Source organism: Erythrobacter sp. HKB08 (assembly GCF_004114695.1).
In the GTDB taxonomy this organism is placed as follows: Bacteria; Pseudomonadota; Alphaproteobacteria; order Sphingomonadales; family Sphingomonadaceae; genus Parerythrobacter_A.
Genome location: NZ_CP035310.1, coordinates 272562 through 289462 on the forward strand (window position 1 = coordinate 272562; position 16901 = coordinate 289462).

16 protein-coding genes are annotated in these 16901 nt (G+C 65.6%); 11 read left to right on the plus strand and 5 right to left on the minus strand.

Features of this window, described 5'->3' with window-relative positions; translation table 11 throughout:
• Window positions 1-11: 11 nt before the first annotated feature.
• The 3 genes from EO245_RS01335 to EO245_RS01345 are packed head-to-tail and all read right to left on the minus strand — an operon-like array spanning window position 12 to window position 3856.
• The gene (locus tag EO245_RS01335; protein ID WP_128891241.1) at window positions 12-1274 is read right to left on the minus strand and encodes an NADH:flavin oxidoreductase/NADH oxidase family protein; all 1263 of its coding nucleotides are present in this window, start codon (window positions 1272-1274) and stop codon (window positions 12-14) included.
• 3 nt (window positions 1275-1277) lie between these two features.
• On the minus strand, window positions 1278-1685 hold the full coding sequence (locus EO245_RS01340) for a thioesterase family protein (protein ID WP_128891242.1): 408 nt from the start codon (window positions 1683-1685) through the stop codon (window positions 1278-1280).
• Window positions 1682-3856 carry a S9 family peptidase gene (locus EO245_RS01345; RefSeq protein WP_128891243.1) on the minus strand — a complete coding sequence of 725 codons (2175 nt, stop codon included), beginning with the start codon at window positions 3854-3856 and terminating at the stop codon, window positions 1682-1684. Before EO245_RS01345 ends, EO245_RS01340 begins: the two co-directional genes overlap by 4 nt.
• Before the next feature lie 125 nt (window positions 3857-3981).
• On the opposite strand from EO245_RS01345, the gene EO245_RS01350 reads away from it, so the two are divergent.
• The 6 genes from EO245_RS01350 (at window position 3982) to EO245_RS01375 (ending at window position 9712) form a co-directional block, all read left to right on the plus strand.
• A complete protein-coding gene (locus EO245_RS01350; protein ID WP_128891244.1) occupies window positions 3982-5799 on the plus strand; it encodes an aminopeptidase P family protein in 1818 nt (605 codons plus the stop codon).
• A 76-nt stretch (window positions 5800-5875) separates the two neighbouring features.
• Window positions 5876-6274, plus strand: a complete 399-nt coding sequence (locus EO245_RS01355) for a VOC family protein (protein WP_128891245.1) — start codon at window positions 5876-5878, stop codon at window positions 6272-6274.
• Window positions 6267-6665, plus strand: a complete 399-nt coding sequence (locus EO245_RS01360; protein ID WP_199798666.1) for a cupin domain-containing protein — start codon at window positions 6267-6269, stop codon at window positions 6663-6665. Before EO245_RS01355 ends, EO245_RS01360 begins: the two co-directional genes overlap by 8 nt.
• Before the next feature lie 182 nt (window positions 6666-6847).
• Complete coding sequence (locus EO245_RS01365) at window positions 6848-7516, plus strand: hypothetical protein (protein ID WP_128891247.1); 669 nt, start codon at window positions 6848-6850, stop codon at window positions 7514-7516.
• 41 nt (window positions 7517-7557) lie between these two features.
• Window positions 7558-8295 carry a response regulator gene (locus EO245_RS01370; RefSeq protein ID WP_128891248.1) on the plus strand — a complete coding sequence of 246 codons (738 nt, stop codon included), beginning with the start codon at window positions 7558-7560 and terminating at the stop codon, window positions 8293-8295.
• Window position 8296: 1 nt separating this feature from the next.
• The gene (locus EO245_RS01375) at window positions 8297-9712 is read left to right on the plus strand and encodes a HAMP domain-containing sensor histidine kinase (protein WP_128891249.1); all 1416 of its coding nucleotides are present in this window, start codon (window positions 8297-8299) and stop codon (window positions 9710-9712) included.
• A 4-nt stretch (window positions 9713-9716) separates the two neighbouring features.
• Here the strand turns inward: EO245_RS01375 and EO245_RS01380 are convergent, their stop codons facing one another.
• On the minus strand, window positions 9717-11243 hold the full coding sequence (locus tag EO245_RS01380; protein ID WP_128891250.1) for a helicase HerA-like domain-containing protein: 1527 nt from the start codon (window positions 11241-11243) through the stop codon (window positions 9717-9719).
• A 106-nt stretch (window positions 11244-11349) separates the two neighbouring features.
• On the opposite strand from EO245_RS01380, the gene pabB reads away from it, so the two are divergent.
• From pabB to EO245_RS01405, 5 genes are all read left to right on the plus strand, one after another.
• Window positions 11350-13161 (plus strand): aminodeoxychorismate synthase component I, encoded by a 1812-nt coding sequence (gene pabB, locus EO245_RS01385; RefSeq protein ID WP_128891251.1) that lies wholly within the window; start codon window positions 11350-11352, stop codon window positions 13159-13161.
• Window positions 13158-13811, plus strand: coding sequence for an RluA family pseudouridine synthase (locus tag EO245_RS01390; protein ID WP_128891252.1), 654 nt, complete (start codon window positions 13158-13160; stop codon window positions 13809-13811). The genes pabB and EO245_RS01390 overlap by 4 nt, the downstream gene beginning before the upstream one ends.
• Window positions 13804-14208 (plus strand): alternative ribosome rescue aminoacyl-tRNA hydrolase ArfB, encoded by a 405-nt coding sequence (gene arfB, locus EO245_RS01395; protein ID WP_128891253.1) that lies wholly within the window; start codon window positions 13804-13806, stop codon window positions 14206-14208. The genes EO245_RS01390 and arfB overlap by 8 nt, the downstream gene beginning before the upstream one ends.
• A gap of 125 nt (window positions 14209-14333) precedes the next feature.
• On the plus strand, window positions 14334-14501 hold the full coding sequence (rpmG, locus tag EO245_RS01400) for a 50S ribosomal protein L33 (RefSeq protein ID WP_010233410.1): 168 nt from the start codon (window positions 14334-14336) through the stop codon (window positions 14499-14501).
• Between the two features lie 64 nt (window positions 14502-14565).
• Window positions 14566-15228 (plus strand): outer membrane lipoprotein carrier protein LolA, encoded by a 663-nt coding sequence (locus tag EO245_RS01405; RefSeq protein WP_128891254.1) that lies wholly within the window; start codon window positions 14566-14568, stop codon window positions 15226-15228.
• Window positions 15229-15457: 229 nt separating this feature from the next.
• Here EO245_RS01405 and EO245_RS01410 read toward each other — a convergent pair whose 3' ends face one another.
• Complete coding sequence (locus tag EO245_RS01410) at window positions 15458-16900, minus strand: alkaline phosphatase (RefSeq protein WP_234026925.1); 1443 nt, start codon at window positions 16898-16900, stop codon at window positions 15458-15460.
• Window position 16901 lies beyond the last annotated feature (1 nt).

A 16901-nucleotide genomic window follows, 5' to 3' on the forward strand; every position in this document is an offset into this window, starting at 1 on the left:
TCACGCGAAAGTCACGACGCGCCGCACTGCTGGCGCCATTCACGGTAGCGCTTGGCCCGCTTGTTCGCGCGCATCTGGTCGGCGAGCAGCGCCTTGACCGGCCAGCCGCCCATGCCGGGCTGCTTGCCCGCCGCCATCCGTTCGATCTGAGCCTTGGTCAGCGCCATGGTCGCAAGGCCCTTGAGCGAGGCGTTCTTCCAGCCGACCTGCGGCAGCTCCGCTTCGGCATTGCTCTGCTCGCGCCAGTGATTGGGCAGGTCGGGATCGCTCGCCATGGCCCGCGCGATGCCGAGAAGCTCGACCCCGAAGCCCTGCTCGTCATGCTCGAGCGCTGCCTCGGCGGTCGAAAGTTTCGTGATGCCGCCGGTGACCATGATCGGCATGTCGGCGACCTTCGCGATGTCGCGGGCGAAATCGATGAAATAGGCCTCGCGCTCGCCGGTCGAGCCTTCCTGCGGATTGCCCTGCATCGCCGGGCTCTCGTAGCTTCCGCCCGACAGTTCGACGAAATCGAGCCCGTGGCCATTGAGCCATTCGACGACCTGGCGCGCATCCTCGAACGCGAAGCCGCCGCGCTGGAAGTCCGCCGAGTTGAGCTTGAGGCCGACGCCGAAAGACAGCTTCACCCGCTGGCGCACTTTCTCGACGATCTGCAGCAGGAAACGCGCGCGGTTTTCGAGGCTGCCGCCCCATTCATCCTCGCGCCGGTTGGTCAGTGGCGAGAGGAACTGGCTGACGAGATAGCCATGCGCGCCGTGAATCTGGATACCGTCGAAGCCCGCGTCCTGCGCTGCTTCCGCAGTGTCGGCGAAGCGGGTGATGATCGTCTCGATCTCGCGCACGGTGAGCGCGCGGACCGGCGCGAAGAGATCGGAGAACTTGCCGAGATCGAGCGCCACGCCCGAAGGCGACACCGCCGTCTCGCCGAGGCTCTTGTACATCTGCCGTCCCGGGTGGCTGATCTGCAGCCAGAACTGCGCGCCGCCCGCCTTGCCGATTTCAGCCCATTTGCGAAACGGCTCGAGATCGGTGCCTTTCTCCAGCACTACGCCGCCCGGTCCGGTGAGGGCGGAAGGATCGACCATGACGTTGCCCGACAGGAGCATCCCCACCCCGCCCTTCGCCCAGCGATCATAGAGCGTGAACAGCCGCTCGCCGGGATACTGGCCCGGCTGCTCGGCAAGGTTCTCCTCCATCGCCGCCTTGCACAGGCGGTTGGACAGCGTGCTGCCGTTGGGCAGGTCGAGCGGCGTAAAAAGCGGCGAATTCGCCATGTGTCAGTTCCCCTGTTCGACCCTGAAAGGCGCGATGATTTCGGGCCGGACGCGCGCCAGCCGCCCGGTCTCGCGATGGAGCATCGCCCATGTGGTAAGCGCCGAGACGATGACCTTGCCCGCATCGTTGCGGAAGTCGACCCGGCGGGTGGACTTCGCCCCATGCGCATCGCCTTCGATCCAGGTTTCGCCGGTCACGCTTTCGCCTTGCGAAATATTGCCCCGGTAATCGATCTCGTGACGCACCACGAGCCAGACGAAATCGCGCGCATCCTCGGGCCGCGCGACCGCGTCCCAATGCGCGGTCGCCATGTCCTGGATCCACTGCACCCACACGGCATTGTTGACGTGACCCATCACGTCGATGTGCTCTGCCCCGGCGGTGAAGGTCTTTGCGAACTTGCCGCTCAATTGTCCTCTTCCGTCAGGCCGAGCTGCCACAGGATGAAGGCGTATTCCTCTGCCGTTTCGTAAAGCGAGGAATAGCGCCCCGACTTGCCGCCGTGGCCTGCGCCCATGTTGGTTTTGAGCAGCAGTTCGTTGTCGTCGGTCTTCACGTCGCGCAGCTTGGCGACCCACTTGGCCGGCTCCCAATAGGTGACGCGCGGGTCGTTCAGCCCGGCGGTGACAAGCATCGGCGGGTAATCCTGCGCGACGGTCTGGTCGTAGGGGCTGTAGCTCAGGATGTAGGCGAAGGCCTGCTTGCTCTCGATCGGGTTGCCCCATTCCGGCCATTCGCCCGGCGTGAGCGGCAACGTCGTATCGAGCATGGTGTTGAGCACGTCGACGAAAGGTACGTCGGCAACCACTGCGCCCCACAGGTCGGGATCGGTGTTGACGATCACGCCCATCAACTCGCCCCCGGCCGAACCGCCGCTGGCGGAAAGCTTGCCTTTCTCGGTGTAGCCCTTGTCGACCAGGCCCTTGGCGACGTCGACGAAGTCGTTGAACGTATTGGTCCGCTCGTTGAGCTTGCCCTGCAGATACCAGCGCCGTCCGAGGTCGTCGCCGCCGCGAATATGCGCGATGCCATAGGCCATCCCGCGATCGAGCAGGCTGAGGCGCGAGGAGGAAAAGCCCGGCGGTACGGCATAGCCGTAGGCGCCATAGGCATAGAGATGCAGCGGTCCCGGGCCGTCCGGGCGATCCTTGCGATAGACCACGCTGACCGGGACCATCGTGCCGTCGCGCGCCTCGATCGTCAGGCGCTCGGTCGCATAGAGCGAGGGATCGTAGCCGCTCGGGATTTCCTGCTGCTTGAGCAGTTCGAGCCGCGCATCGGCGACATGGTAGTCATAGACCGAATCCGGCGTGACCATGCTCTCGTAAGTGAGGCGCAGCTTGCCGACATCGTATTCGGGATTGTTCGACAGGCCGGTCGAATAGCTCGCTTCGGGGAAGGCGATCGGCGTCACTTTCGATGCATCGTCGTAGGAACGGATCTGCACCTGGTCGAGGCCTGCAAGGCGGCCTTCGGTGACGTAGAAGTCCTTGAACAACTCGAAATCGGTCAGGTAGAATTCATCCGATCCGGCGATCAGCGTGCTCCACTCGCCCGGCGTTTCCAGCGGGGCGGTCGCGAGGCGGAAGTTCACATGCTCGTCGTTCGTGTGGACAAAGACCGTGCCGTCACGGATGTCGAGCGAGTATTCGACGCCCTTCTTGCGCGGCCTGACGAGGATCTGTTCGCCCAGCGGGTCGTCCGCACGCACGAGGCGAACTTCGCTGGTCTCGTTGTCGCCTGCGCCGATGATCAGCCAGTCTTCCTGCGCGGACAGGCCGGTGCCGACGCTGAAGCCTGCGTCTTCCTCGTGATAGATCTCGACGTCCTCGTCGGCATCGGTGCCGACCGAGTGGACGCGCACATTGTCGACGCGCCAGTTGGCATTCGCCTTGCCGTAGACGATCACGCTGTCCCCCGCCGCCCACACGAGGCCGGTGCGCGTGTCGGGAATCGCATCGTCCAGCAGCTCGCCGGTCTGCAGATCCTTGATCCGCGCGATGTAGCGCTCGGCCCCGCTCGTATCGGTCGAATAGGCGAGATAGCGGCCGTTCTTGCTGACCGAGAAGGCCCCGAGGCGGAAATATTCCTGCCCTTCGGCAAGCTCGTTCTCGTCGAGAATCAGTACCGGATCGCCGCCCGCTACGGGCCGGCGGTAGTGCTTGCGGTATTCCTTGCCCTCTTCGAATTCGGACCAGTAGACCCAGTCGCCGTCCTTCTGGGGCACGGTCGAATCGTCTTCCTTGATCCGGCCCTTAAGCTCTTCGAAGATCGTCTCGACCAGCTGCTTGCGCGGTGCCATGCGCGCTTCGAACCAGGCATTCTCCGCCTTGACGTAATCGAGCACGTCCTCGTCATCGACCGTCGGGTAGGACTGGTCCTTGAGCCAGAAATACGGGTCTTCGATGGTGATGCCGTGATAGCTGTAGCTGTGGTCGCGCTTTTCGGCGACGGGCGGCGCGCTGGGCTGTTGCTCGCTCAAGCTTGCGGTGTCCTCTTGGGCTGCGACCGTCACGCTGCCTGCCGGGATGGCGGCAATGCTCGTGGCAAGGGCAATGGCGGTCAGGGAAATCTGCGTCATGGATGGTTCGTCCTGTGGCGGAAGATTCGGCGGGTGGAAAGCCCCGCCCGGGAAGCCTATGTTGGCCCGCATCAAGCGGCAAGACCGCTCGCACGCGAACACGCAAGATTACAGGACGTACCCCCATGCTGATGCAAACCCACGAAGCCCGACTCGCCGCCCTGCGCGAGGAACTGAAGAAACGCGATCTCGACGGTTTCGTGGTGCCGATCAGCGACGAGCATATGAGCGAATATATCGGCAGCTATGCCCAGCGCCTCGCCTGGCTGACCGGTTTCGGCGGCTCGGCGGGTGCGGCGATCGTGCTGCGCGACCATGCCGCCATGTTCGTCGACGGGCGCTACACCATCCAGGTGCGCGACCAGGTCGACGGGAAGCTCTACGACTATTGCCAGATCCCGCAGGAAAGCATGGGCAAGTGGCTGCTCGCCAATGCTCCGGAAGGCGCGAAGATCGGCTATGACGCATGGCTCCACACGCGCGGCTGGGTCGAGGCGACGTCGAACGCGGTGGCGAAGAAGGGCATCACCCTCGTCGCGACCGAGGGCAATCCGGTCGACAGCGTGTGGCAGGACCGCCCCGAACCCTCCAAGGCGCAGGCCGTCGTCCACCGCGACGAATATGCCGGCCGCTCGAGCGCGGAGAAGCGCAGCGAGGTCGCCGACTGGCTCAAATCCGAAGGCTATGATGCAGCAGTGATCTCGGCGCTCGATTCGATCGCATGGCTGCTCAACATCCGCGGCAACGACGTCGATCGCACGCCGGTCGCGCTGTCCTATGTCATCGCCCATGCCGACGGCACGGCGGAGCTCTTCATCGCTTCCGAGAAAGTCACGCCCGAGCTGGAAAAGCACCTCGGCAATGCAGTGACGATCCGCGAGCGGACCGAGTTCGAACCCGCGCTTGCGCAGATGAAGGACAAGACCGTCAGTATCGATCCCGATTTCGGCGTCGAGGCGATCTTCCAGGCGCTCGAGACAGCCGGCGCCAAGCCAGTGAGCGAGCGCGATCCGGTGATCGTGCCCAAGGCGGTCAAGAACGAGGCCGAACAGCAGGGCCACCGCGATGCGCAGGCGCGCGACGGCGCGGCGCTGGCGAAGTTCCTCTACTGGCTCGCGACCGAAGCGCCCAAGGGCGGCGAGACCGAGCTATCCGCCGTCGCCGCACTGCGCGCATTCCGCGAGGAAACGGGCCTGCTCAAGGACCAGAGCTTCGACACGATTTCCGCCGCCGGTCCGCATGCCGCGATCCCGCATTACCGGGTGGACGAAGAATCGAACCTGCCGATCGCGCCGGGCAGCATCTTCCTGTGCGATTCGGGCGGCCAGTATCTCGACGGCACGACCGACATCACCCGCACCGTTTGGATCGGGACAGAGGACGGCAGCGCCGAACCGACCCCCGAACACAAGGACCGCTTCACCCGCGTCCTCAAGGGCCATATCGCGCTCGCCATGGCGCGCTTCCCCGACGGGACGAGCGGCGGCCAGCTCGACGCGCTCGCCCGCCAGTTCCTGTGGCAGGCAGGGGTCGATTATGCCCACGGCACCGGCCACGGCGTCGGCAGCTATCTCGGCGTGCATGAAGGCCCGCAGCGCATCGCCAAGGCGACCGGCCCGCAACCGGGAACCGGCGAGCCGCTGCGCGCTGGCATGATCCTCTCGAACGAGCCGGGCTACTACAAGGGCGGCGACTACGGCATCCGGATCGAAAACCTCGTCCTCACCGTCGCGCAGGATATTCCCGGCGCGGAAGGCGACTATCTCGGCTTCGACACGCTCACTTTCGTGCCGATCGACCGCACGCTGGTCGATACCGACCTGCTGACCGCAGAGGAGATCGGCTGGTGGAACCGCTACCACGCCAAGACCCTCGAAATCCTCGCGCCGCAGCTGTCGGGCGACGTGCTCGCCTTTGTCGAGGATGCCTGCCGTCCGCTGTGATGCCTTGCGGCTTGTGACCGCTCCGATGTTCTAGTAATGTTCTCTTTGGTCGCGAGTCGCCTGAGGAGGATTACCAATGATCGGATATGTAACGCTGGGCACGAATGACTTGCCGCGTGCCGCCAAGTTCTACGACGCCGTCGCCAAGGAAATGGGCGTCGGGCGGATGATGGATTTCGACACTTTCATCGCATGGGGCGAATGGGACGGCGGCGCGGGCATCGCCGCGACCAAGCCGTTCGACGGCAAGGAAGCGAGCGTCGGCAACGGCACGATGGTCGCGATCCAGGCCAAGGATGCCGACCATGTGAAGCGCATCTACGATACCGCGATGGCCAATGGCGGCAGCGACGAGGGCGCGCCGGGTCCGCGCGGCGAGGCGGACGAGCGCGGCAATGTCTTCTACGCGGGCTATTTCCGCGATCCGGACGGCAACAAGCTCAACGCCTTCTGCATGGTCCCGGCAGGTGGCTGAGCCGCGCAGGCTGGCGGACAACTGGCTCCACCTCGGCCTCGGCGCGAGTGCCGAGGTGCTCGAACCGTTCGACGGCATGGAATGGTACGAGCGCTACGGCGCCGCCCATGCCGCCGACGGGAAAGAAGGCAGGCTCGTCTCGCAGCACAGCTTCACCGAAGGCTGGCCGACATGGGAAATGCATCCCCACGGTCACGAGGTCGTCATCTGCACCGATGGCGAGATGCTGCTGACGCAGGAATTTCCCGATGGCCGGCGCGAGCAGGTGACGCTCACCGCGGGCGAATATGCGATCAATCCGCCCGGCGTGTGGCATATCGCCGACATCGAAAACTCTGCGACCGCGATCTTCATAACTGCAGGCGAAGGGACCGAGCACCGCCCGCGCTGACTGTCGGGCAGGTGAACGGGCCGACCGGCACGACACAATTCGTTACAAACAAGCTGCGAACCGGGATAAAGCTGCGACATTGCAGGCCTAGAAGGACATCACGAGCTGCGGCGACCCTCCCAGTCCCCTCCCCCTCCCGAGAGGTTGCCGCAGCTCAAATGTTTCGACGAACCGGAGAGCACATGATGCGCAAACTGACCCTTACCCTTTCCGCCGCCGCGCTGGTCCTGACCGGCGCAGGCGTCGCCTATGCCGACCATCACGGCAAGACCAACCCCGACACCAATTCAGACGGCGTCGTCTCCACCGCCGAGCACAAGGCGCATGCAACCGCCATGTTCGAGAAGATGGATGCGAACGGCGACGGTGTCCTCAATGCCGCCGACCGCCAGGCCCACCAGGCCGAGCGCTTCGCCAAGGTCGACACCAATGGCGATGGCGAACTGTCGCAGGCCGAAATGCAGGCCGCACGCGAAGCCCGCCGCGCCCGCATGGAAGAACGCCGCGCCAACCGCGCCGAACAGCGCTTCGCCCGTCTCGACACGGACAACTCGGGCGGCGTGAGCCAGGCCGAGCTCGAAGCCGGCCGGGAAATGATGAAGGAACGTCGCGGCGATCGCCGGGGCCATGGAATGCGCGGCCGTCGTGGCGGCCACGGCCCGATGGCGATGCTCAAGCGTGCCGACACCAATAACGACCAGGCCGTCTCGCTCGCCGAATTCACCGCCGCAGCCGACCAGCGCTTTGCCCGCATGGACGCCAATGGCGACGGCCAGGTGAGCGCCGAGGAACGCCAGGCCGCCCGCGAAGCGCGCAAGGCCGCCCGCATGGAACGCCGGGGCAACCGGTAAGCCTTGTCGCTCGGCCTGTCGGCCAGCTAGGCAGGATCTGAATGGTGGACGATCACGCACCCGTGACCCTGCTGCTGGTCGATGACGAAGCGACCCTGCGCGAACCCCTGGCCGAGTATCTCGCTCGCCAGGGGTTCGTCGTGCATGAAGCCGAAAGCGCTGCGCGTGCGCGAAGCTCGCTCGTCGAGCTGACCCCCGATCTCGTCCTGCTCGATATCATGATGCCTGGCGAGGACGGGCTTTCGCTGTGCCGCCACCTCGTCGAAACGCGCGAGCTGCCGGTCATCCTCCTCACCGCGAAGGGCGAGGCGACCGACCGGATCATCGGCCTCGAAATCGGGGCGGACGACTATGTCACCAAGCCGTTCGAACCGCGCGAGCTCGTCGCCCGCATCCGCTCGGTCCTGCGCCGTGCGGGGCGCGCGGTCGCGGCGCCCGAAGAAGACGCGCAGTACGAATTCGAAGGCTGGCGGCTCGATCCGATGAAGCGCAAGCTGACCGATCCCGAAGGTGTGCTGGTCTCGATCTCGACCGCCGAGTTCCGCATGCTGCGCGCCTTCCTCGACAATCCGAAACAGGTACTCGACCGCGACCGCCTGCTCGACATGGTTCAAGGCCGCGAAGCGCAATTGTTCGACCGCGCGGTCGACAACCAGGTCAGCCGCCTGCGCCGCAAGATCGAGGCCGACAGCAAGAACCCGCAATTCATCCTCACCGTGCGCGGTGGCGGCTACCGTTTCGGTGCCAGCGTGAAGCGCGTCGCCGCCGGGGAGAACTGAGATGCGCCTGTGGCCCAAGAGCCTGCTCGGCCAGACATTGCTGGCCGTCGCCGCCGCCCTGCTGGTGGCGCAGGCCGTCACTTCGGTGCTGCTCTACCGCGTGGCGGAGAACCGGCGCGAGGAAGGCGTGCTGACGGCAGCCACCTTCACGCTCTGGGGCGCGCCCGCTTTCCGGCGCGACCGGGGCGAGGAGCTGCTGGCGAGGGGCGAGCGCCGCATGCGCGCACCCGACGGCATGCGCCGAGGCAACCGGCGCGGCGAGCGACCGCTGCGGGGCGAAGTGACCCAAGCCTACCCGCTGCTCGACGACGAGAAAAGCAGTACCGAATGGGCTGGCGAACTCGAAACCAGGCTGCGCGGCCTCGGTCTCGAGCCGATCGAGGTTCTCGCCACCGTCCGCCATGCGCGCGACGACCGCACCCTCCAGCAAAGGTTGCAGCGCTGGCCCGCGACCGCCCAGCGCATGGACTTGCAGCGCGGCCGGATCTTCGTCGCCGCGGTCCGCTGGGAAGAGGGCGGCGCCTGGCATGTCGCGCGCGTTCCCTATGCCCGCAATGACCGGCGCGTACTGTTCGTCACCGCGGCGCAGACGTTCGTCATGTTCCTGCTGCTGATGGTGGTGCTCTATTTCCTCCTGCGCCGGATAACCCGTCCTCTCGCCGAACTGACCGGCCGGACGGAGCGCTTCACCGCCTCGCAGGTTGCAGAGCAGCCGCTTGCGTTGCGCGGGCCGGAGGACGTGCAGCGCCTGATCACCGCGCATAATGCGATGGAAACGCGCATCGCCTCGCTGCTCGATGAAAAGGACGTGATGCTCGGTGCGATCGGGCACGACCTCAAGACGCCGCTCGCCGCGCTGCGCGTGCGTATCGAGAGCGTCGAGAACGAAACCGAACGCGACAAGATGGCTGCCAGCATCGAGGACATTACCCGCACGCTCGACGACATCCTCTCGCTCGCCCGGATCGGACGCGGCAACGGGCCGCCCGAGGCGACCGACCTTGCCGCGCTGACTGCCTCGGTGGTCGAGGAATTCGAGGACATGGGCAAACCGGTGACGCTCGGTGAGCACACGCGCATCGTGCGCCATATCCACGTTACCTGGCTGCGCCGCGCGCTGCGCAACCTGATTGCCAATGCCGTGCGCTACGCCGGCGATGCAGAGGTCTCGGTGATCGCCGAGGGAGATGCGGCGGTCCTGCGAGTCGACGACAAGGGTCCGGGCATTCCCGACGGGCAGATCGAGCGTCTGCTCGAACCCTTCCAGCGCGGCGAGGCATCGCGCAACCGCGAGACCGGCGGTGCCGGACTCGGCCTGACGCTGGCACGCGCTATTGCCGAACAGCATGGCGGCACGCTAATTCTCGCCAATCGCGAAAGCGGCGGCCTCAGGGCGGAGATCAGGCTCCCCGCCTAATTGCTCAGCGCATCAGGCCGCCGAGGATATTGCGCACGAAGGCGGTCGCGCCGGTTCGCAGCGGGTCGGCGCTCGATTTCTTGCCGAGAGCGGTGGCGACGGCGATCGAGGCGATCGAACCGGCCGCTGCACGCATCGCGCCCTTGCCGGCTTTCTCCCACATCGAAGTGCTCTTGCGCGAACGCTTGGCGACTTCCTCGCGGCCCTTCTCTTCCACCTCCTGCGCGGTTTCGGCGGCATCGGCGGCCTTCGCGGCGAGCACTTCTTCCGCGCTCTCGCGGTCGACCGCGGTATCGTATTTGCCGTCGAGCGGGCTCACCGACTGGATGATCGCGCGCTCCTTGGCATTAAGCGGGCCGAGGCGGCTGCGCGGCGGCTTGATCAGCGTGCGCTGCACGATGGTCGGCGCGCCGTCCTCGTCGAGCGTCGAGACCAGCGCTTCGCCGACTTTCAGCTCGGTGATCGCTTCCTCGACATCGAGGTCGGGGTTGATGCGGAAGGTTTCCGCCGCCGCTTTGATCGCGCGCTGGTCGCGCGGGGTGAAGGCGCGCAGGGCATGCTGTACGCGGTTTCCGAGCTGGCCCGCGACTTCCTCGGGAATGTCGATCGGATTCTGCGTCACGAAGAACACGCCGACGCCCTTCGAACGGATCAGGCGCACGACCTGTTCGATCTTGTCCTGCAACGCGTCGGGCGCATCGTCGAAGAGCAGGTGCGCCTCGTCGAAGAAGAAGACCAGCTTGGGCTTCTCCGGGTCGCCGACTTCGGGCAGGCTCTCGAACAGTTCGGCGAGCAGCCACAGCAGGAAGGTCGCGTAGAGCTTCGGGCTGCGCATGAGCTTGTCGGCGGCGAGCACGTTGATGTAGCCCCGCCCCTGGTCATCGACTTTCAGGAAATCGTCGATTTCGAGCGCGGGTTCGCCGAAGAAATTGTCCGCCCCCTGCGCTTCGAAGCTCAGCAGCTGGCGCTGGATCGCACCGACGCTCTGGCGGCTGACATTGCCGTAAAGCCCCGACAGTTCGCTCGCGTTCTCATAGGCATAGGCCAGCATCGACTGCAGGTCGCCGAAATCGAGCAGCAGCAGGTTGTTCTCGTCGGCATAGCGGAAGACGATCTGGAGAACGCCTTCCTGCGTCTCGTTGAGGTCGAGCAGGCGCGAAAGCAGCAGCGGGCCCATTTCCGAAATCGTCGTGCGGATCGGGTGGCCCTGCTCGCCATAGAGGTCCCAGAAGATTGCCGGGTTATCGGAATAGGCATAGTCGTCCATGCCCAGTTCCTTCGCGCGGCCTTCGAGCTTGTCGGCATGCTTGAAGGTCGGCGAACCCGGCATGGCGATGCCCGACAAGTCTCCCTTCACATCGGCGACGAACACCGGGACGCCCTCTGCCGAGAAGCTTTCGGCGAGGCCCTGCAGGGTCACCGTCTTGCCGGTACCGGTCGCGCCGGCAATCAGCCCGTGCCGGTTGGCGCGCGAAAGGTCGAGATGCTGGTTCTCGCCATTGGAGGCGAGGCCGAGAAAGATTTGTCCCATTTGTCCGAAAGTCTCCGGTCCCCGAATTGATCACGCGGACAGTGGAGAGGCACGCCGCGGCGGTCAAGCACTCGACTCAGGCTGCAAAGCGGCTAAGGCTTTGAACATGGGAGATCGAAAACCCTTCGTGCTGCTCGACGATGCGCGCTCGCAGGGCGCGGCCGATGCGCATCTTTTCGAAAAGCCCGACTGCATTTTCATCGCGCGCCGCGGCGACGAGGTCGAGACCGTGCTGGCCGAGGCCGAGGCGGCGCGGATCGAGATGGGCGGGACGCTCGCCGGATACATCGCTTATGAAGCAGGCCTCGCGCTCGAACCGCGCCTCGCCAAGCTTGCCGATGCGAGAAGCGGCGCGAAAGGCCCGCTGGTGTGGCTCGGCCTGTTCTCATCGGAACGGGTGATGCCGGCCGAGGAGGTCGAGGGCTGGCTGGCGGAGCATGGTCCGGGCGAGGCTTCGATCGGCCCGCTCGACCCGCAGATTTCGCAAGGCGCCTACGAAGCCGCATTCGCGCAGTTGCAGGACGCGATTCGCGCGGGCGACATTTACCAGGCGAACCTCACCTTCCCGCTCGCCGGGCCGTTTCGCGGCAATCCGGTTGCGCTCTACCGCGCGCTGCGCCCGGCGGCGCAGGCGGGGTACGGCGGACTGATCTTCGACGGATCGCACTGGCTTCTCAGCCTCAGCCCCGAACTGTTCGTCTCACTTCGCGGCGAGGAGGCCAAGGTCAAGCCGATGAAGGGCACCCGCCCGCGCGGCCGCACGGACGAGGAAGACGCGGCGCTCGCCGAAGACCTCGCCACCTCGGTCAAGGACAAGGCCGAAAACCTGATGATCGTCGACCTGATGCGCAACGACCTCAGCCGCGTGGCCGAGGCGGGAAGCGTGCGGGTCGATGCGCCCTTCGCGATCGAAAGCTATCCGACCGTCCACCAGATGGTCTCGACCGTCCGTGCGAAGCTCGCCCCGGGCAAGAGCGCGCGCGACCTGGTGCAGGCGATCTTCCCCTGCGGCTCGATCACCGGCGCGCCGAAAATCCGCGCGATGGAGCTGATCGACGAGGTCGAGCGCGATGCGCGCGGCCCCTATTGCGGCGCGATCGGCCGGATCGGACCGGACGGCGAAGCAGCCTTCAATGTCGCAATCCGCACCATCCGCCTGACCGAGATCGAGAACGAGCACGGCAAGGCCGAACTCGGCGTCGGCTCGGCCATCGTTGCCGACAGCGATGCCAAGGGCGAATGGCGCGAAAGCCTGCTCAAGGGCGGCTTTGCGCGCGCCAGCTCCTCCGACCTGCGCGCGCCGCAATTCGACCTGATCGAGACCATGCGCTTCGATCCGGAAACGGGGATCGAACTGCTCGAGCTGCACCTCGAACGGATGAAGGCGAGCGCAGCGGAACTCGGCTTCGGCTTCGACCGCCACATGGCGCGCAACCGGATCCAGGCACTGTGTTTCGACCTCGAGCGCCCGGCCAAGGTCCGCCTGCTCTCTTCGCGCAGCGGCGCAATCTCGCTCACCACCAGCGACTTGCCGCCCGCTCATGACGGCCCGATCGATTGCATCGCCCTGCCCCATCCGGTCGACGCGGCCGACTGGCGCCTGCGCCACAAGACGACCGACCGCGGCTTCTACGAGGACGCGCGCGACGCCGCCGAGGCGGAAGGCGCGGTCGAGGCGCTGCTCGTTCGCGAGGACGGGCAGGTGACCGAAGGCAGCTGGACCAGCATCTTCGTCGAGCGGGACGGCAAACTCGTCACCCCGCCCCTGGGCCTCGGCCTGCTGCCGGGCGTGCTGCGCCGATCGCTGATCGAGGACGGGCGCGCGATCGAGGGCGAGTTGACGCTGGAAGACCTGGAGGACGGCTTCTATATCGGCAATGCCGTGCGCGGCCTTGTGAAAGCCCAATTACTCCCATGATCGATATCCTGTTCGAAGACGGCGAAGCGCTGGTGATCGACAAGCCGGCGGGCCTGCCGATCGAGACCCCGCGTCGCGGCGGTGCCTCGCTCGAAGACCATCTCGATGCGCTGAAGCTCGGCTTCCAGCGCCAGCCTGTCCCGGTTCACCGGCTCGACACCGATACGTCGGGCTGCCTGCTGCTCGCGCGCAACCCCAAGGCGCTCAAGCGGTTCAATGCTGCCTTCGAGAATCGCCTCGTCGCCAAGCGCTATCTCGGCATCGTCGCGGGCGAGATTGCCGAGACCGAAGGCACAATCGACCTTGCGCTGAGCAAGATCAGCAGCGCGGAGAAGGGCTGGCGCATGATCGCGGCGAAGAAGGGCAAGCCCTCGGTCACCCACTGGCGCAAACTGGCGGTGATGGACGGGCTGACGCTGGTCGAATTCCGTCCCGAAACCGGCCGCACGCACCAGATCCGCATCCACGCGCAGGCCGGCCTCGGCGCAGCGCTGCTCGGCGACCCGGTCTACGGGCGCAAGGATCCGCGCGTGTCGCGCACCATGCTCCATGCCTCGACCCTTACCGTCCCGCGCGAAGGCAAGCCGCCGATCGAAGCCACCTCGTCCCTGCCGGAGGACTTCACGCGCCTCGGCTTCAGCGATGAATGACATAGTCGAACGCGCACAGGCGATCGCCGAGGAAAGCTTCATCGCTGCATCCGGTCCGGGCGGGCAGAACGTCAACAAGGTGGCGACCGCAGTGCAGCTGCGGGTCAACATCTACCGCCTCGGCCTCTCCCCGCCCGTCTTCAACCGGCTGAAGGCGCTCGCGGGCACCCGCCTCAATGCCAAGGGCGAGATCGTGCTGACCGCGCGCACCCACCGCACGCAGGAGGCGAACCGGGCGGAAGCGCGCGAGCGGCTCGCCGAACTGCTCGAAAAGGCGCAACACGAACCCAAGAAGCGCGCCAAGAGCCGGGTCAACCGTCTCGGCAAGGTCAAGCGGCTCAAGGCGAAGAAGGCGCGCGGCGAAGTGAAGGCGAAGCGCGGTCCGGTGCGCCTCTAGGCTTGACTTTGGGCGGTGATTCGATCAATGGCAGCCGCCTGTAAGGGCGGCGCCTTAGCGTCGCCCCTGTTTTTTCGGCCCGGACCGCCTTCGGAAACGGCCTCATTCGATCTTAGGAACACGCCATGGCGAAGCCCGCAACCGTCAAGATCAAGCTCGTCTCGACCGCCGACACGGGCTTCTACTACGTGACGAAGAAGAATCCCCGGAACATCACCGAGAAGATGACCTTCCGCAAATACGACCCGGTCGTGCGCAAGCACGTCGAGTTCAAGGAAGCGAAGATCAAGTAAGCTGAACGGCGGGAACTGGAAAAGTTCAGTGACCGTTCAACGCTCCGACGATAGATATCGGAGCATGAGCATGATCGCATATTTCAAGTCCAAGCCCCTGCGCAGCGCGCTTGCCGCTGCGCTGGCCCTTGGCACGCCTGCAGCAACCCTCGTCGCGACGGCCCCGGCCGTAGCTGCCGAGGGCGATCTCGACCGCGCGGTTGCCGCGCTGCGCGGGATCTCCACCATGCAGGCCGATTTCACCCAGACCGACCGCGCCGGCAACACCATCGCCGGCAAGCTGACGCTCAAGCGTCCGGGCAAGATCCGCTTCCAGTACGAAGAAGGCGTGCCGCTGCTCGTCGTCTCGAACGGCAAGTCGCTCACCATGGTCGACTACGAGGTGAACCAGGTCCAGCGCTGGCCGATCAGCAATTCGCCGCTCGGCGCGCTGCTCGATCCGAACCGCGACGTGAAGCGCTACGGCAAGCTCGTCCCGACCAGCAATCGCGACGTGGTGAGCGTCGAGGTGCGCGATCCCAAGCGACCCGAATACGGCGTCATCACTCTCATCTTCGTGCGCGATGCATCGGCACCGGGCGGCTTACAGCTTACTAACTGGGTGGCGCTCGATTCGCAGAACCACCGCACCACGGTGCGGCTGCGCAATCATCGCTACGGGATGGCGGTCGCCGACCGGACGTTCACCTACCGTGACCCGCGCCGGACCACTCGTCGCCCGCGTTGAACGGTCTGCCGTGCTCACGTTGTAAGAATACGACAAGGCGCTGTCGATTGTTCATTGGCGAGCAAGCCAGCTTCTCATAATCTTCAAGGGCAATGCAGTCGGAGGCGGGTTTCCCCCCTGTTGCCTCAGCCTCCCCCGAAAGGCCGCATTGTCCAAGCGTGACGAACGCTAACATGGAACCCTCGCACCAATGCCCCCGGTGCGAGGGTTTTTTGTTGGCCGCTCGCGATTACTCGATCCAGCCGTAGGCCGCCTGGATGATGCTGTAGATCACGTCCTGCTCGATCACGCCGCGCACCTTCTGCGCGCCAGGACCGTTCGCATAGATCGCGACATCCTCGCCGCCATGCGTTTCGCTGTATAGCGGCACGGTCGCCTGCTGGCGCGCCTTCACACCGGTTTCGGGAACCGCACGCTCGCCCGAAATCGCACCCGGACCGTTCGAGTAGCCGAGCGTCGTATAAGGCTTGCCGTCGCCTGCGAGCAGCGGCTCTTCCCCGCCTTCGCCGAACAGCGCCTCGGGCGAAACGACCAGCCCGAGGATGTCGTTGCCGCGCTTGGGATAGCCCGACATGGTGAAGACGTGGCTGTGGTCCGCCGTCACGAGGATCAGCGTCTCGTCAGGGTCGGTATTCTCGATTGCCCAGCGGATCGCATTGGCGAACTCGACCGCTTCTTCCAGCGCATAGCCCGCCTGCCCGGCATGGTGGCCGTGGTCGATCCGGCCGCTTTCGACCATCAGGTAGAACCCGTCGGGATCGTTCTCGAGGCGGCGGACCGCCTGCGCGGTCATTTCGGTGAGGGTCGGTTCGGTGCTGCTTTCCGCCCGGTCGACCATGTAGGTCATGTGGCTCTTGGAGAAGAGGCCGAGTACCGGCTTGTCGGTGCTTGCCGCTTCGAGCTCGGCTGCGGTCGTGACATAGGAGCCGCCGGTGCGCGCCACCCACTGCGCGGGCAGGTCGGCCGATGCTTCCTTGCGCATGCCGCCCTTCGCACTGTCGTAGAAAGCCTGCGTACCGCCGCCCAGCGCGACGTCGAAATCGCTCTCGACAAGCTGGCGGGCGATGTCGCGGCAGCCGAATGCGTCCTGGTCCTCGACGCCTTCGATATAGGCTTCCCAGTCGCGGTCGACGCTACGGGCATAGACGCTCGCCGGGGTCGCGTGGGTGATGCGCGCGGTGCTGACGATGCCGAGCGCGAGGCCGCGCTTCTTCGCTTCCTCGCCCATCAGCGGGAGGTGGTGCTGCTGGCCCGCTACGCAGTCGCCGCGCGGCGCGTCGGGCCCGATGCCGAGCATGCCGATGCGCGTTTTCTGTCCGGAATTCATCGCGGTCGCGGTCCCCGCACTGTCGGGCACCTGCGCATCGGTATTGTAGGTCTTCACCAGCGCCACGTTCTCGAAATTCTCGAACGGCAGGACATATTCCTCGCCGCTCTGGCCGAGCTTCTGGCCGGCATAGATGCGCGCGGCGGTCACGGTCGAAACGCCCATGCCGTCGCCGATGAAAAGGATCACGTTCTTCGCTTTCGGCTTTTCCGCCTCGGCGGCGGCGGCGTCGCCGTTCCCGTTGTAATTGATCGTCGTGGTGGTGCAGGCACCGAGCGTAAGCGCGGCTCCGGCAAGCAGGACGAGGGAGCGGGTGAAGCGCGGCATCTGTGATCTCCTGGTCATG

What these genes read in the sequence shown, in the direction of transcription:
- rpmG (WP_010233410.1), top strand. Translation starts at nt 14,334, where the DNA reads ATGGCGAAGCCCGCAACCGTCAAGATCAAGCTCGTCTCGACCGCCGAC.
- EO245_RS01350 (WP_128891244.1), top strand. Translation starts at nt 3,982, where the DNA reads ATGCTGATGCAAACCCACGAAGCCCGACTCGCCGCCCTGCGCGAGGAA.
- EO245_RS01390 (WP_128891252.1), top strand. Translation starts at nt 13,158, where the DNA reads ATGATCGATATCCTGTTCGAAGACGGCGAAGCGCTGGTGATCGACAAG.
- EO245_RS01370 (WP_128891248.1), top strand. Translation starts at nt 7,558, where the DNA reads ATGGTGGACGATCACGCACCCGTGACCCTGCTGCTGGTCGATGACGAA.
- EO245_RS01410 (WP_234026925.1), bottom strand. Translation starts at nt 16,900, where the DNA reads ATGACCAGGAGATCACAGATGCCGCGCTTCACCCGCTCCCTCGTCCTG.
- pabB (WP_128891251.1), top strand. Translation starts at nt 11,350, where the DNA reads ATGGGAGATCGAAAACCCTTCGTGCTGCTCGACGATGCGCGCTCGCAG.
- EO245_RS01365 (WP_128891247.1), top strand. Translation starts at nt 6,848, where the DNA reads ATGATGCGCAAACTGACCCTTACCCTTTCCGCCGCCGCGCTGGTCCTG.
- arfB (WP_128891253.1), top strand. Translation starts at nt 13,804, where the DNA reads ATGAATGACATAGTCGAACGCGCACAGGCGATCGCCGAGGAAAGCTTC.
- EO245_RS01355 (WP_128891245.1), top strand. Translation starts at nt 5,876, where the DNA reads ATGATCGGATATGTAACGCTGGGCACGAATGACTTGCCGCGTGCCGCC.
- EO245_RS01380 (WP_128891250.1), bottom strand. Translation starts at nt 11,243, where the DNA reads ATGGGACAAATCTTTCTCGGCCTCGCCTCCAATGGCGAGAACCAGCAT.
- EO245_RS01345 (WP_128891243.1), bottom strand. Translation starts at nt 3,856, where the DNA reads ATGACGCAGATTTCCCTGACCGCCATTGCCCTTGCCACGAGCATTGCC.
- EO245_RS01375 (WP_128891249.1), top strand. Translation starts at nt 8,297, where the DNA reads ATGCGCCTGTGGCCCAAGAGCCTGCTCGGCCAGACATTGCTGGCCGTC.
- EO245_RS01335 (WP_128891241.1), bottom strand. Translation starts at nt 1,274, where the DNA reads ATGGCGAATTCGCCGCTTTTTACGCCGCTCGACCTGCCCAACGGCAGC.
- EO245_RS01405 (WP_128891254.1), top strand. Translation starts at nt 14,566, where the DNA reads ATGAGCATGATCGCATATTTCAAGTCCAAGCCCCTGCGCAGCGCGCTT.